Raw genomic sequence first — 13198 nt, forward strand, 5'->3', positions numbered from 1 at the left:
AATTCATTTTAAAGCCTTTAAAGGTTTATTTTTAATGAATTTTATTTAATAATGTTTTACATGTTTTTTTAAATATGAGGCGAAGTTCTATGAACATGAGTTCTCAAGATCCAAATCGAAGATTAATCAGAGAAATCACAATCATTCTTATTATTAAAGTTGTGCTTCTCATGGTGATTAAACATATCTGGTTTGATGCCCCAACGATTCCAAAAGATTTTAACAATGAAGTTGCCGAGCGTATTGCTGGCGATATGTCCAAAACTCAGGAGACACGTTGATGATTTCTGAAAGCGTGGTCGATCTTTCGCGGTTCCAATTTGCAATGACCGCAATGTATCACTTTCTTTTCGTCCCTCTAACTTTAGGTCTAGCTTTTATTCTTGCCATCATGGAAACCACTTATGTGATTTCTGGTAAAGAAATTTACAAAGACATGACCAAATTTTGGGGGAAACTCTTCGGGATTAACTTTGCCTTAGGTGTAACTACTGGTTTAACGATGGAATTCCAGTTTGGTACCAATTGGGCTTATTATTCTCACTATGTAGGCGACATCTTTGGTGCACCGCTTGCAATTGAAGGCTTAATGGCTTTCTTCCTAGAATCGACTTTTATTGGTCTATTCTTCTTTGGCTGGGATCGTCTTTCTAAAGTTCAACACTTAGGTGTAACTTGGTTAGTGGCGATTGGCTCTAACATGTCAGCCTTGTGGATTCTCATCGCAAATGGTTGGATGCAAAACCCTGTTGGTGCCGCATTTAACTATGAAACCATGCGTATGGAACTTGTAGACTTCGGTGCGTTGATTTTCAACCCTGTTGCTCAAGTTAAATTCGTTCATACCGTTTCTGCTGGTTATGTAACAGGCGCGATTTTTGTTCTTGCAATCTCAAGTTACTATTTACTAAAAAAACGTGACTTGCCGTTTGCGCGTCGTTCTTTTGCGATTGCTGCAATCTTTGGTTTAGCATCAAGCTTATCTGTAATCTTACTCGGTGACGAATCAGGTTATGAGCTAGGCGATGTTCAAAAAACTAAACTCGCTGCAATCGAAGCTGAATGGCACACTGAACCTGCACCTGCTGCATTTACATTATTTGGTATTCCTAACCAACATGAGATGCGTACAGATTATGCAATTAAGATTCCATATGTTATGGGTATCATTGCAACACGTTCTACAGACAAACAAGTCACTGGCTTACATGATCTGATGAAAGAACACGAAGTACGTATCCGTAACGGTATGGTGGCTTATAGTGAGTTAGAAAAGCTTCGTGCTGGTGATCGTTCACCTGAACTTATGGCTTCATTTGCGAAAAATCAAAAAGACTTAGGTTATGGTCTGTTATTGAAAAAATATTCTCCAAATGTTGTTGATGCAACTGAGGATCATATTAAAGCAGCAACTAAAGATACAATTCCAAACGTAGCTGCATTGTTCTTCTCTTTCCGTGCGATGGTTGCTTCTGGCTTCCTCATGTTATTGCTATTCATCTTAGCAACTTGGGCAGTTGCAAAACGCAATGCAGAGAACAAACCTTGGTTACTTAAATACGCTCTATTTGCGCTTCCTCTTCCTTGGATTGCAGCTCAAACAGGTTGGTATGTAGCTGAAGGTGGTCGTCAACCGTGGTCTATTGGTGAGATCTTGCCTACACACCTCTCTGCATCAAGTGTTAGTACAGGTGACGTATGGGGATCAATTATTGCACTTGCTGCGTTCTATACAGTACTTCTCATTATTGAAATGTACTTAATGATCAAATTTGCTCGTTTAGGTCCAAGTTCATTGCACACTGGTAAATATCATTTTGAAAAACTAGCTGCAAAAACTGGGGAGGCTCAATCATGATCGAATATGAACTCCTAAAAATTATTTGGTGGGTATTGGTTGGTGTATTACTGATTGGCTTTGCCCTCACTGATGGTTTTGATATGGGCTCAATGGCGCTGATGCCATTTGTAGGTAAAACTGATTCTGAAAGACGTGCTGCAATTAATACGATTGCACCACACTGGGATGGTAACCAAGTTTGGTTTATTACCGCTGGTGGTGCACTTTTTGCCGCATGGCCAATGGTTTATGCTGTCGCGTTCTCTGGCATGTATTGGGCATTACTACTCGTTCTATTTGCGCTATTCCTCAGACCTGTTGGATTTGACTACCGTTCTAAATTAGAAAATACCCAATGGCGTACTTCTTGGGATTGGGGTCTATGCATTGGTGGTGCTGTACCAGCACTAGTATTCGGTGTTGCATTTGGTAACTTATTTTTGGGCGTACCATTTAGCTTAGACGATACCTTACGTTCTCAATACACAGGCAGCTTCTTTGCATTATTGAATCCATTTGCGCTGATTTGCGGTATTGTGAGTTTATCAATGTTATCTGCTCACGGTGGTGCATGGTTAATGCTTCGTACTGATGGTGATCTACATAACCGTTCGGCTAAAGCAACTCAAATTATGGCAATCGCATTCCTTGTATGTTTCTTAGCGGCTGGCGCTTGGTTATTCTTTGGAAATATCTCAGGCTATAGTTATGCTACTGCGGTTAATACTAATGCTGCATTAAACCCACTTGCAAAAGAAGTTGTAACAAATGCAAACCATGGTTGGTTGAATAACTACTCAACCTATCCAATTACTATGGCTGCACCAATTGTTGCAATCCTAGGTGCATTATTGGTTATTCTTAGTGCTGGAAAACGTAAGGCAGCTGCAAGTTTTACAGGTACGAGTCTGATGATTGTGGGTGCAATCTTAACTGCTGGTTTTGCATTATTCCCATTCTTATTGCCATCAAGTATCGACCCAACATCAAGTTTAACTATGTGGGATGCTGTTTCTAGTCACAAAACTCTAGGTGTAATGACTGTTGCTGCTTGTATTTTTGTTCCTCTCATTTTGATCTATACCTCTTGGTCTTATTACAAAATGTGGGGTGTCATCACTAACAAACACATTGAAGAAAATTCACATAGTTTGTACTAATGAGGAGATGTGAAATGTGGTATTTTGCATGGATTCTAGGCATTTTGATGGCATGCTTCGCAGGTGTACTCAGTGCGCTCTATATCGAACACCATCAAGATTTAGATGAGGAATAATAAAATGGCTGAAGCAATGACAACACCGAAGAATAGTAAAGCTCAAGTGCTTGCAATGACCGTTTCGTTTTTGTTGGCATTGCCACTTGCTGCTATTTTATTGGTACACCCATCATTAATGTTAGATGCTAATGGTCACTATAACCACAGTATGCTGATGCTCGTCATGGTCGGCATTTCTGGCGGTTTTATTCATGGTGTTGGGTTTATACCAAGATTTTGGTTATGGAAATGGTTATTTAGTCCTTATATTGCATGGCCTTTGATGGTCTTAGGTTATTATATTTGGATTGGTAATTAATCTTTAACAAATCAAATAAAAAGAGGAAGCATGGCTTCCTCTTTTTATGTCGTTTAGAATCATCATTTAATAATGCACAAAGTAATTACAATGTAATTTAAAATATTGAATAGTAAAAATTTTAACCAATAGATTATAAGATTACCTTTTTCATTTCAATTAACTGAATTGGCACCAACGGCTGACCTACATTTGCATTTACAGGATAAGGCTCTATATGACCTGTAATCTGATAACCACGACGCTGATAATATGCGATTAACTCAGAGCGAACATCCAAAACATACATAATTAAATGTCGAACTTTCGAACAATTCTGTGCAACATATGCTTCAACATAATTGAGCATTTGTTTGCCATATCCTAAGTTTTGAACCGATGAATCAATCGCAAAAGTTCCAATTTCAACAGAGTTATGATCAAGACTGAGTCCAATACAAGCAACTAACAAACCTTGTTCATTCTCGCCAACAAACAGTTTAAAATTTGATCGGTTCAAGTCTTCACTCAGTTGCTCATTGGTAATCCGTGTTCCATCTACAAATGCTTTTTCAGTGGTCCAACTTCGGTCAGATTGAGCCCGATAAGCCAAATTGATTAATTCAACCAATTGCGCTACATCATCAATATTTGCATTTCTAATGTTTAAAGACATTTCTATTTTATACGCTCAATAAAAAACCGATGATAACATCGGTTCTTTTACAGTGGAGCAATTAGTTCGTTTGCCCTGCTAACCACGCCATAAATTTTTGACGCTCAGCTTTCGATGCTTTTTGCCACAACTCTACTAGTTGCTGATCTGTGGTTTTTATATTGCCCGATACTACCGTTGTTGCTGTTACAGCAACAGGTGCTACATTTGTTGTCGAAGCTACATATACGGGTGCAGGTTGATTCACGACATTATTTTTGTTTTTTTGCGTTAAATCTAAAGTACGACCTAGCAAACTGTTACCTGAAAACCACGGTTGAGCTTCATTATTTGCACCTGTTTGCTGTACTACAAGTTTTTTGCTTTGATCATATAAAGCAACCGTAGGCTGTTCAGCAAATTTTTTTGCTTCATTAAAGTCTTTTGGAGCATTTACCAGTGCCAAATTATAAGTTAGATTATCTTTTAGATCTGCTGTTTGAATTGTTACCACACCAGATTTCACAATATCGTGTTCACCATTTAAGTGTTCAAAATATTCACGGTAACGAACATTTACCGTTAAGTTCCCAGGATCAACTTGATAGTTATTTTTCTTTGAAGGAATTAAACCATTATTTACTTCTTGACCATTTACCGCAAGAATCACGATTTCTTCAGGTGCAGTGATTGTGACTGCTGAAAAAACTGAACTACTCAATAATAACCCGAAAGCAGCAACACCAACTCTTAAAGACATTAGACTCTTCTCGATATAAACAATTTATGAAATCGTAAGCACTATGCTCTGCGATTATGACCATTTTATGACATAAAACAAAACTGTCTATTCCAACAATTTGGCTTTTTTAAGATATATACATTAGTTTTAATGCTAAGCGCCATAGTTCTTTTGGCGAATACAAACCTTAAATAAAAAAAGAGCACATTGAGTGCTCTTTTTAGTGATACGTATATTTACTTAGTTAAAAGTTTTAAAACGTGCAGCATCATCCATATAGGTTTTTTCGCCAGCAGCTGCTTCAATAGAACCGAATACTAACTGGGCACGTAGTTTCCAGTTTGATGGAATATCAAAAGTTTCAGCAACTTCGGCATCCACGATTGGATTATAGTGCTGTAATGATGCACCAACCCCAATTTCAGATAATGCAGTCCATGTTGCGAACTGAGCAATCGCACTTGAATGTTCAGACCAAACTGGGAAGTTATCCGCATACAGTGCGAATTGCTCTTGTAAACCTTTTACAACATCTTGATCTTCATAAAATAACGCTGTACCAAAACCTGCTGAGAAACTATCAATTTTCGCGCTGGTATTTGCAAATGCTTCTGCAGGAACCATTTTACGTAAAGTTTCGCGAACAATTTCCCAAAATTTATGGTGTGATTCACCATATAAAGTTACAACACGTGAAGTTTGTGAGTTGAATGATGATGGGCTTTGTTTTACTGCTTCGCGAATTGTTTCTTCAATCGTTGCTTGGTCAACTGTAAGATTTTTACCAATTGCATAAATGGTACGACGTGATTTAATGCTATTTAGAAAGTTACTCATGTTGTTATTCCTACTATACCTTTAAGGCGTTATCTTGGATTGAAGGTAGTGTATAACGATACATTTTTTAGGAATAGTCTAAAAAATATGACAGATCGTTTTATTTTTGAAACAATGCTATTTTTGAACTATAAAAAAACTCCACATTGAGTGGAGTCCCTTTAACATAAACTAATTACTTATCAGTTTCAAATAATGCTGCAACAAATGATTTTGCTGAGAATGGGCGTAAATCATCAATCTTTTCACCGACACCAATATAACGAATTGGCACATGGGTCCGGCTCGCGATATTAAATAACACACCACCTTTCGCTGTACCATCAAGTTTAGTAATCGTAATACCCGTTAAGCCAACTGCTTCATCAAACAGTTGTACTTGGTTAATTGCATTTTGGCCTGTCCCCGCATCTACAATTAACATAATTTCATGCGGTGCAGTTGCATCAATCTTCTGCATCACACGTTTAACTTTTTTCAACTCTTCCATAAGATTTGATTTATTTTGCAAACGACCTGCTGTATCTGCGATAAGAACATCAATACCCTTTGCACGCGCACTTTCAAAAGCATCAAAGATAACCGACGCGCTGTCAGCACCATGCCCCTGAGCGACAACTGGAATATCGTTACGTTCACCCCAAATTTGTAGTTGCTCAGTCGCTGCAGCACGGAAAGTATCACCCGCCGCAAGCATGACTTTTTTACCTTCACCTTGTAAACGTTTAGCCAATTTACCAATGGTCGTCGTTTTACCTACGCCATTTACACCCACCATTAAAATCACATAAGGCGATTTATTTGGATCGATATGTAATGGTTTTACACGTGGCGCAAGTAATGCAACCAACTCTTCTTGTAATGCTTTGTAGAGCGCATGCGAATAAATTAAATCTCCACGCGCAGTTCTTTCAGTAAGATTCGCGATAATAGTTTTGGTTGCATCGACACCAATGTCGGCGATGAGTAGCTGTTCTTCAACTTCTTCTAATAACTCATCATCAATTTCTTTGCCACCAATTAAGATATTGACCATACCATCCGTAAAGCTACGGCGTGTTTTAGTCAAACCATCCTTCATACGACCAAAGAAACCCGTTGACTTGGCTTCTTCTGTAACAGCAGGAACAGATGTTTCTTCCACAACTACAGGTGATGGCGTTTCAACAGTATTTTTAGCTACTGGCTCAATAATGGGAACATCGACAGCAGGTAAACTTGGTAATGTGACATCGTCATCTCCGATATCGGCATTTATCAAGAATTTATTTTGCATATTCGATTGCTGTTGCATGTCGATTCCTTGAGAAAAAAAGCAGCTTTTTTAAAAGATGGTCAGTCTAGCACAAATTGATTTCTTTTTCCTGACTAAGGCAAACTGTTCATTTATAAATAGAAATGAGTCGATTAAAACTTACTCATCTTCTTGTGCCATCGCTGGATACTCTTTGATTCGACTAGATTCAAATTGATAAGCGTTCAAAAGCTTTAAATAATCTTCACGGCGAATCTGAGAATTTTCCAGTATATGTACTGCCATTTGTTGTGTTTTAGGATGACTGGCCTGCTGTGAAAACTGAAGCACTTGTTGATATTGCAAAGGATTGACAGGACGTTTCAATGCATAAAATGCAAGGATAAAAATAGACAAAATAATGATACTGACCAAAGCATTATAAAATTGGTCAATTTTCAACCCCAATTTGGATTGTAGAACTTTATGTTTAGAAATTATAGACAGCATAATCTACCTCGAATTAGATGTAGTGTATGTGTCTAGCTCGCTGAGAACAAGTGTAGCGTTCAATAATTCACCACTAGTAAGTTTATTGAACGCTCATATGGCATTAATCAACTCATAAGCGAACGGACAAAGGCGAAATATAAAATGAATGCAATAATCACGAGTGTCAAAAATATAGCAAACATACCAACACCACTTTCAGCATCAGCTGGATGTAAATCATCATCATCAGCAATACGTTTCAACTCGCCATTGTAAATATCATAAAACCGATCTTTTTGTTCAGGGCTTAAATGACTTGCGAAATCGTAAACTCTTTTACGCTGTGCTAAACAATAGTCACCTAAGTGAATCTCCTGATGAAAGATTGCCTCATCGAGTAATTTACGGTGATGATGAGCTAAAGCAATAATTTGGCTTTCTGCTGGTGGTACATCAAAGCTGAAGCCATCAATTACATTTGACATATTATTCTCCTTATCTATTTCTATTATTTTCACTTTGATTTTACTTAAAAATATTTGCGAGAAGTGTTTAATCGTGTAAGCTTACAAATTACATAATGACACGCAATATATTTGACAATTCAAGTAATGTTGTCATAATTATTTCATAATTCAGAGTTATAGTGACTTAAGTTCAAAGTAAAGTATCTTTGAATAGAATCTGAAGTAATCATAATTATAATAAGGAGTTATATATGATTCAGCATTTTACACAACATGAACTAGAGCATGTGTATGCCAATGCAGTAAATACAATTCAATCGCAAAAAAACTTTCTAGATGCAGTGAAAGAGCTTGAACAAGTAGCTCAAGCAGGTCACGGTAAAGCAGCATTATTTTTAGCGGAACTGTATTATCAAGGTTTTCGAGTAGAACGTGATTCTTTGAAAGCTCAATATTGGCAAAAATTGGCAACAATGCAAGCATAAGAAAACGTCACTCAGGTGGCGTTTTTTAATACCTTCTAAAAACGCACAACATCACTCCCTCACACGATCTAAGTTGCGCTGCATCAAAGCTTTGATTTGCTCTGGTAGTGTTAACTTTAATAAAAAAATTATTTCTAGAGTCTTTCTGAATTGCTTTTATCTGATGCAAAGATTGAATAATCAAGATGATATTTTGACCCAAAAGAATATTTGCTTACGATTTAGATCAATTGTTTAAACATAAATGCCATATAAATTTCTTATAATTAAACATGAGTTTAAATAAAATTAGTTTACGAACATGTATCGTTTTAATAATTTCCAACCAGTATCACGCGAGTTGATGATTAAAATTTCAATTCTAAAAACAATGATGTATTGTGGCGTACTTTGGGGTTTATATCATCAAGGTTGGGCAATCAAGTCCGATCACGATGGTCATGTATTCCCATTTTGGTTGAATGGCGTACAAGCACACCGTTATGCAAAATCAAATTGGAAAAATTATAAACCACGTAAAATTACACCAAAAGATTTTCATGAATCACTATTACCAACCTTAACGCGTTTACAAGTAGAGCCTGCTCTATTTAATTCTTCGCATCGCAAATTCAAGCTTTCGACACAACAAATGCAGCATTTCTTTTTTATGCCAGAACCAGTTATGGCGTAATAGATTTGCCCACCAATCATGATGACTTTTTAGACATTCACAAGAGAAAGTTATCATTGTTGCGCATTTAGGGCTTTGCAATTAAAAAAAATACCGTTAAGTTAAATGAAAATGACAATACAACAGAGGTAGATAAACAATGACAATCGTTGCCCAAGTCATCAAGAATAAAGCTGTACAATCAATTTTTACAATTTCACCAAATGCGACTGTACTTGAAGCAATCAAAATTATGGCAGATAAAGGCGTGGGAGCTTTAGTTGTTGCAGAAGATGAAAAACTTGTTGGTATTTTCTCTGAACGTGACTACACACGTAAAGTGACGTTGATGGAGCGTTCATCAAATACGACACCCGTGTCAGATATTATGACATCTAAAGTCATCACCGTTGGTTTAAACAATACAGTTGAAGAATGCTTGCAATTAATGACTGATCGCCATTTGCGTCACTTACCTGTTTTAGATAAAGAAAAACTTGTTGGCTTTATTTCAATTGGTGACTTAGTCAAAGCTGCAATGGAAGATCAACGCGTTCTTATCGAACAACTTCAACAATATATTTCAGGCTAATCGCCTCAACAAAAAGGGCAATTGAAATTGCCCTTTTTTTGCACGACTAATACGTCATTACGCTGCTAAAAAGCCTTGAATTGCAGGTACAAGACGCTTCAAAAATTCATCAGCTTGAGCTTGAGTCATGTTTAAAGGTGGTAATAAACGTACCACTGAACCTGCCGTAACATTAATAATCAACTTATATTGATCTCGTGCAATAGCAACTAGTTCAGCACAATCTTTTGGTAATTGAACACCAATCATCATACCAAAGCCACGCACCTGTACATTTTGTTCAATCAATTGAGCTCGTAGTTGATCAACAATATAGGCTCCAACTACGGCTGCATTTTCAACGGCATTTTCATTTTCAAGCGTATCAAGTACAGTGTAAACCACACGTGAGCCAAGTACTGTACCGCCATATGTTGAACCATGGCTGCCTGCACCGAGTAAGCCTACCGCTTTACCCTGTGTCATTACTGCACCAACAGGGAAACCATTTCCTAAACCCTTCGCAGTGGTCATGACATCAGGAATAATGTTCGTATGTTGATAAGCAAAGTATTTACCTGTACGTCCATTCCCTGTTTGAATTTCATCAAGCATCATTAACCAATTATGCTGATTACACAAAGCACGAACTTCCTCGAGGTAACTAAAACCCTGCGGTGCTGTATTGACACCACCTTCACCTTGAATCGGTTCAATCAAGATTGCAACGATATCTGGATGATTGATGGCTGCTTCTTGAATCGCTTCAACATCACCAAATGGCACACGAATAAAGCCTTCAACCAAAGGCGCAAAACCTTCTTGAACTTTTTTATTGCCTGTCGCAGATAAGGTCGCCAAAGTACGACCGTGAAAAGATTGTTCAGCAACAATAATTTTAGGATTGCTAATGCCTTGTTTAGAACCAAATTTACGTGCAATTTTGATCGCACCTTCATTTGACTCAGCGCCACTGTTTGAGAAGAAAATCTCTTCCATTCCAGAAACTTGTGCAAGTTTTTGAGCTGCAGCAGTTTGCCAAGGAATTTCGAATAAGTTACTGGTATGCACTAAAGTTGCAGCTTGCTCCGCAATCGCTTCCGCAATCACTGGGTGTGCATGCCCTAAACCACAAACAGCAATACCTGTTAAGGCATCCAAATATTCCGTACCATCCGCTGTATATAAATACGCCCCTCGTCCTCGTACAAAGCTGATCGCTTGGCGACCATAAGTTGCCATAAGATGTGATGGTTGATCAGGTTGCACAGGAGCAAGAGTGATATTAGTCATAACAAACTCAATCTATCATTAGTTGTGGTGAAAAAAGTTATATAAGCAAAAACTTGAGTAGATTGAAAGCTCAAACTCACATTTATATAAGAAAAATCTTTAGCAATAGCCGCAAAACTGTTTTTCAGTATATAATTTACGAAGATTAGTTGAGGATCTATCTATGACGGAACAAGCGCGTGATACAGTAGCGTTAATTCGTGATCAAATTGCGAAACACCCTGTTTTACTTTACATGAAAGGCACTCCACAATTTCCGCAATGTGGTTTTTCTGCACGTGCAGTTGAAGCACTTAGCCAAATTGGTCGCCCATTTGCCTATGTAAATATCTTGGAAAATCAAGATATTCGTACAACATTACCTCAAATTGCTAACTGGCCTACTTTCCCACAATTATGGGTAAACGGCGAGCTCATTGGTGGTAGCGATATCATGCTTGAAATGTTCCAAAATGGTGAGTTAAAACCATTAGTTGAACAGTATAGCCCTGCTCCTGAAGCATAAGCTAAAAAATGAAAGCCAATCAAATGATTGGCTTTTTTATTACAATCAGTTTTAGTTTAAGCTAAAACCAACATATCGAAACATACCTTCTACCCCTAAATCGGCTTTATAAATTTGTAGATTTGGATAGTTCGCCTGAGTGATGGTCTTATAAATATTCATACTTGGATCTTCATGAATTTCATCAACCGACTGTGGTAGAACTTCTTCAAAACGATCAGCAATAAATTCAAAACCTAAATCCATTGCCATGAATAATGTATGCTCACACGGCTGAATATACTGTTCCTGTTCCCAATCTAAAACAGCTTGATGACAATATGGACATGCAATGTTTTGAGTCGCATCGATAACGTTTATAAGTTGGTATGACATAATTTTAAAGCATAGAAAATTTGGATTTAGTTTAAAAGAATACGATCTGTGAATCCATTCGAATAACAGGGATTTAAATTATGGCAACACTTGAACAAGCGATTTCACTAGCTGCAAAACAACATGAAGGACAAGTAGATAAAGCAAATGCTCCTTATATATTGCATCCATTAAGAGTCATGTTAAATGTTCCTACAATTGAACATAAAATTGTGGCCGTTTTACATGATATTTTAGAAGATACAGAAACAACGATTGAAGATTTATACCAATTCGGTTTTCAAGAGCATATCATTGACGCAATCGTCGCGCTTACTAAAAAACAAGGAGAAACTCGTCTAGAAGCAGCTCAACGAGCGCGACAAAATCCAATCGCACGTGTTGTTAAATTAGCAGATATCAATGACAATATGGACTTATCTCGGATTCAATCACCAACAGTCAAAGATTTTGAGCGTTTGAAAGAATACCAACAGGTTCGAGATTTATTATTACTCCAAAATGTTTAATAATCTCTTTTATAATGATTCACCCTAATCACAAAAGCTGGAGTTTATAGCGTAATGCTAACGGATTTAGATGATTTTTATTGCTTTGCCCTTGTTATCGAACATGGTGGTTTTAGTGCGGCTGAAAGAGCAACTGATATTCCTAAATCCAAATTAAGTCGCAGAGTTTATAATCTTGAAGAACAGCTGGGTGTACGCTTAATTCAACGTAGTTCACGACACTTTGCCGTTACCGATATTGGTATGGATGTTTATCGTCACGCTCAAGTGATGATGAATGCCGCTCAAGCTGCACATGATGTTGTCAATCACTTAAGCAGCGAACCTCGCGGTGTAATTAAAGTCAGTGTTCCAGTTGATATTGCACAAAATCAAATGGCGAAAATATTACCGAGCTTTTTAAAGAAGTACCCTGAAGTTCGGGTTCAAATGATGGTAAGCAATCGCAGAATTGATGTAATCAACGAAGGCGTTGATCTCGCCTTACGTGTTCGCTCTAAGCTAGACGATGACCCTAATTTAGTTTTGCGTCAGTTTACAGCAATTGAACAACGTCTATTTGCTAGTCAAGCTTATTTAAATGAATTCGGTCATTTAACAACGCCAGAACAATTATCTGAGCATCGTATTATCAGTATGTCCGAAGAACATTTAGATCAACACTTTTTATTATTTGGACCTGAAAATCAACAAAAGAAAATTAAAGTAAATCCTGTCATTATGGGTTCAAATTTGTTAATGCTCGCGGAATTGGCAAGTCAAAACTGTGGAATTGCTTTATTACCAGATAGTATTGCACAAGATTTCACAAAATCAGGGCAATTGGTCAAAGTTTTACCTGAATGGACTGCCCCACATGGTATTTTCCATGCCGTTTATCCGTCACGTAGAGGTCTATTACCCGCTGTACGAGTCTTTATCGATTATTTAGTAGAACAATTAACAGAATCACCAACTAAAAAAAGAGCTTGAATCATTCAAGCTC

Annotated in this window: 19 protein-coding genes; 11 read left to right on the forward strand and 8 right to left on the reverse strand. The window is 37.4% G+C overall.

Annotated features, from left to right (window positions below; all coding sequences use genetic code 11):
- The first annotated feature begins 89 nt into the window (after positions 1 to 89).
- Genes cydP through IEV17_RS00655 form a run of 5 tightly spaced genes read left to right on the forward strand, consistent with a single transcriptional unit; the run spans position 90 to position 3417 of the window.
- The gene (gene cydP, locus IEV17_RS00635; RefSeq protein WP_004662308.1) at positions 90 to 281 is read left to right on the forward strand and encodes a cytochrome oxidase putative small subunit CydP; all 192 of its coding nucleotides are present in this window, start codon (positions 90 to 92) and stop codon (positions 279 to 281) included.
- The gene (locus tag IEV17_RS00640; protein WP_004662309.1) at positions 281 to 1858 is read left to right on the forward strand and encodes a cytochrome ubiquinol oxidase subunit I; all 1578 of its coding nucleotides are present in this window, start codon (positions 281 to 283) and stop codon (positions 1856 to 1858) included. Before cydP ends, IEV17_RS00640 begins: the two co-directional genes overlap by 1 nt.
- Positions 1855 to 3000, forward strand: coding sequence for a cytochrome d ubiquinol oxidase subunit II (gene cydB / locus IEV17_RS00645; RefSeq protein ID WP_004662310.1), 1146 nt, complete (start codon positions 1855 to 1857; stop codon positions 2998 to 3000). Before IEV17_RS00640 ends, cydB begins: the two co-directional genes overlap by 4 nt.
- 14 nt (positions 3001 to 3014) lie before the next feature.
- Positions 3015 to 3116 (forward strand): cytochrome bd-I oxidase subunit CydX, encoded by a 102-nt coding sequence (gene cydX, locus IEV17_RS00650; RefSeq protein ID WP_002120988.1) that lies wholly within the window; start codon positions 3015 to 3017, stop codon positions 3114 to 3116.
- Between the two features lie 4 nt (positions 3117 to 3120).
- Complete coding sequence (locus IEV17_RS00655; RefSeq protein WP_004662311.1) at positions 3121 to 3417, forward strand: cyd operon YbgE family protein; 297 nt, start codon at positions 3121 to 3123, stop codon at positions 3415 to 3417.
- Positions 3418 to 3550: 133 nt separating this feature from the next.
- On the opposite strand, the gene IEV17_RS00660 is transcribed toward IEV17_RS00655, so the two are convergent.
- The 6 genes from IEV17_RS00660 to IEV17_RS00685 all read right to left on the reverse strand — a co-directional run bounded on the left by IEV17_RS00660 (position 3551) and on the right by IEV17_RS00685 (position 7841).
- Positions 3551 to 4072, reverse strand: a complete 522-nt coding sequence (locus tag IEV17_RS00660; RefSeq protein ID WP_004662312.1) for a GNAT family N-acetyltransferase — start codon at positions 4070 to 4072, stop codon at positions 3551 to 3553.
- Between the two features lie 61 nt (positions 4073 to 4133).
- Positions 4134 to 4811, reverse strand: a complete 678-nt coding sequence (locus IEV17_RS00665; protein ID WP_004662313.1) for a YccT family protein — start codon at positions 4809 to 4811, stop codon at positions 4134 to 4136.
- A gap of 222 nt (positions 4812 to 5033) precedes the next feature.
- Complete coding sequence (locus IEV17_RS00670; protein ID WP_004662314.1) at positions 5034 to 5630, reverse strand: nitroreductase family protein; 597 nt, start codon at positions 5628 to 5630, stop codon at positions 5034 to 5036.
- 175 nt (positions 5631 to 5805) lie between these two features.
- Positions 5806 to 6924, reverse strand: coding sequence for a signal recognition particle-docking protein FtsY (ftsY, locus tag IEV17_RS00675; protein ID WP_004662315.1), 1119 nt, complete (start codon positions 6922 to 6924; stop codon positions 5806 to 5808).
- Between the two features lie 120 nt (positions 6925 to 7044).
- Positions 7045 to 7374, reverse strand: coding sequence for a hypothetical protein (locus IEV17_RS00680; RefSeq protein ID WP_004662316.1), 330 nt, complete (start codon positions 7372 to 7374; stop codon positions 7045 to 7047).
- Between the two features lie 107 nt (positions 7375 to 7481).
- The gene (locus IEV17_RS00685; RefSeq protein WP_004662318.1) at positions 7482 to 7841 is read right to left on the reverse strand and encodes a hypothetical protein; all 360 of its coding nucleotides are present in this window, start codon (positions 7839 to 7841) and stop codon (positions 7482 to 7484) included.
- A 233-nt stretch (positions 7842 to 8074) separates the two neighbouring features.
- On the opposite strand from IEV17_RS00685, the gene IEV17_RS00690 reads away from it, so the two are divergent.
- From IEV17_RS00690 to IEV17_RS00700, 3 genes are all read left to right on the forward strand, one after another.
- Entirely contained in the window at positions 8075 to 8308 is a 234-nt protein-coding gene (locus tag IEV17_RS00690; RefSeq protein WP_004662320.1) for an SEL1-like repeat protein, read from the forward strand.
- A gap of 301 nt (positions 8309 to 8609) precedes the next feature.
- Positions 8610 to 8981: a DUF2750 domain-containing protein gene (locus IEV17_RS00695; RefSeq protein ID WP_004662322.1), complete on the forward strand. Its 372-nt coding sequence runs from the start codon at positions 8610 to 8612 to the stop codon at positions 8979 to 8981.
- Between the two features lie 139 nt (positions 8982 to 9120).
- Positions 9121 to 9552 carry a CBS domain-containing protein gene (locus IEV17_RS00700; protein WP_004662324.1) on the forward strand — a complete coding sequence of 144 codons (432 nt, stop codon included), beginning with the start codon at positions 9121 to 9123 and terminating at the stop codon, positions 9550 to 9552.
- Between the two features lie 57 nt (positions 9553 to 9609).
- Here IEV17_RS00700 and IEV17_RS00705 read toward each other — a convergent pair whose 3' ends face one another.
- Positions 9610 to 10824 carry an aspartate aminotransferase family protein gene (locus IEV17_RS00705; RefSeq protein ID WP_004662326.1) on the reverse strand — a complete coding sequence of 405 codons (1215 nt, stop codon included), beginning with the start codon at positions 10822 to 10824 and terminating at the stop codon, positions 9610 to 9612.
- A 163-nt stretch (positions 10825 to 10987) separates the two neighbouring features.
- On the opposite strand from IEV17_RS00705, the gene grxD reads away from it, so the two are divergent.
- Complete coding sequence (grxD, locus tag IEV17_RS00710) at positions 10988 to 11329, forward strand: Grx4 family monothiol glutaredoxin (protein WP_004662328.1); 342 nt, start codon at positions 10988 to 10990, stop codon at positions 11327 to 11329.
- Between the two features lie 51 nt (positions 11330 to 11380).
- Here grxD and IEV17_RS00715 read toward each other — a convergent pair whose 3' ends face one another.
- Complete coding sequence (locus IEV17_RS00715; protein ID WP_004662329.1) at positions 11381 to 11704, reverse strand: hypothetical protein; 324 nt, start codon at positions 11702 to 11704, stop codon at positions 11381 to 11383.
- A gap of 80 nt (positions 11705 to 11784) precedes the next feature.
- On the opposite strand from IEV17_RS00715, the gene IEV17_RS00720 reads away from it, so the two are divergent.
- On the forward strand, positions 11785 to 12213 hold the full coding sequence (locus IEV17_RS00720; protein WP_004662331.1) for an HD domain-containing protein: 429 nt from the start codon (positions 11785 to 11787) through the stop codon (positions 12211 to 12213).
- Positions 12214 to 12267: 54 nt separating this feature from the next.
- Positions 12268 to 13185: a LysR family transcriptional regulator gene (locus IEV17_RS00725; RefSeq protein ID WP_004662333.1), complete on the forward strand. Its 918-nt coding sequence runs from the start codon at positions 12268 to 12270 to the stop codon at positions 13183 to 13185.
- Positions 13186 to 13198: the final 13 nt, after the last annotated feature.

This window comes from Acinetobacter modestus (assembly GCF_014636095.1).
Classification (GTDB): Bacteria; Pseudomonadota; Gammaproteobacteria; order Pseudomonadales; family Moraxellaceae; genus Acinetobacter; species Acinetobacter modestus.

Coding starts and splice junctions, on each gene's coding strand:
- cydP (WP_004662308.1), top strand. CDS start 90: ATGAACATGAGTTCTCAAGATCCAAATCGAAGATTAATCAGAGAAATC.
- IEV17_RS00640 (WP_004662309.1), top strand. CDS start 281: ATGATTTCTGAAAGCGTGGTCGATCTTTCGCGGTTCCAATTTGCAATG.
- cydB (WP_004662310.1), top strand. CDS start 1,855: ATGATCGAATATGAACTCCTAAAAATTATTTGGTGGGTATTGGTTGGT.
- cydX (WP_002120988.1), top strand. CDS start 3,015: ATGTGGTATTTTGCATGGATTCTAGGCATTTTGATGGCATGCTTCGCA.
- IEV17_RS00655 (WP_004662311.1), top strand. CDS start 3,121: ATGGCTGAAGCAATGACAACACCGAAGAATAGTAAAGCTCAAGTGCTT.
- IEV17_RS00660 (WP_004662312.1), bottom strand. CDS start 4,072: ATGTCTTTAAACATTAGAAATGCAAATATTGATGATGTAGCGCAATTG.
- IEV17_RS00665 (WP_004662313.1), bottom strand. CDS start 4,811: ATGTCTTTAAGAGTTGGTGTTGCTGCTTTCGGGTTATTATTGAGTAGT.
- IEV17_RS00670 (WP_004662314.1), bottom strand. CDS start 5,630: ATGAGTAACTTTCTAAATAGCATTAAATCACGTCGTACCATTTATGCA.
- ftsY (WP_004662315.1), bottom strand. CDS start 6,924: ATGCAACAGCAATCGAATATGCAAAATAAATTCTTGATAAATGCCGAT.
- IEV17_RS00680 (WP_004662316.1), bottom strand. CDS start 7,374: ATGCTGTCTATAATTTCTAAACATAAAGTTCTACAATCCAAATTGGGG.
- IEV17_RS00685 (WP_004662318.1), bottom strand. CDS start 7,841: ATGTCAAATGTAATTGATGGCTTCAGCTTTGATGTACCACCAGCAGAA.
- IEV17_RS00690 (WP_004662320.1), top strand. CDS start 8,075: ATGATTCAGCATTTTACACAACATGAACTAGAGCATGTGTATGCCAAT.
- IEV17_RS00695 (WP_004662322.1), top strand. CDS start 8,610: ATGTATCGTTTTAATAATTTCCAACCAGTATCACGCGAGTTGATGATT.
- IEV17_RS00700 (WP_004662324.1), top strand. CDS start 9,121: ATGACAATCGTTGCCCAAGTCATCAAGAATAAAGCTGTACAATCAATT.
- IEV17_RS00705 (WP_004662326.1), bottom strand. CDS start 10,824: ATGACTAATATCACTCTTGCTCCTGTGCAACCTGATCAACCATCACAT.
- grxD (WP_004662328.1), top strand. CDS start 10,988: ATGACGGAACAAGCGCGTGATACAGTAGCGTTAATTCGTGATCAAATT.
- IEV17_RS00715 (WP_004662329.1), bottom strand. CDS start 11,704: ATGTCATACCAACTTATAAACGTTATCGATGCGACTCAAAACATTGCA.
- IEV17_RS00720 (WP_004662331.1), top strand. CDS start 11,785: ATGGCAACACTTGAACAAGCGATTTCACTAGCTGCAAAACAACATGAA.
- IEV17_RS00725 (WP_004662333.1), top strand. CDS start 12,268: ATGCTAACGGATTTAGATGATTTTTATTGCTTTGCCCTTGTTATCGAA.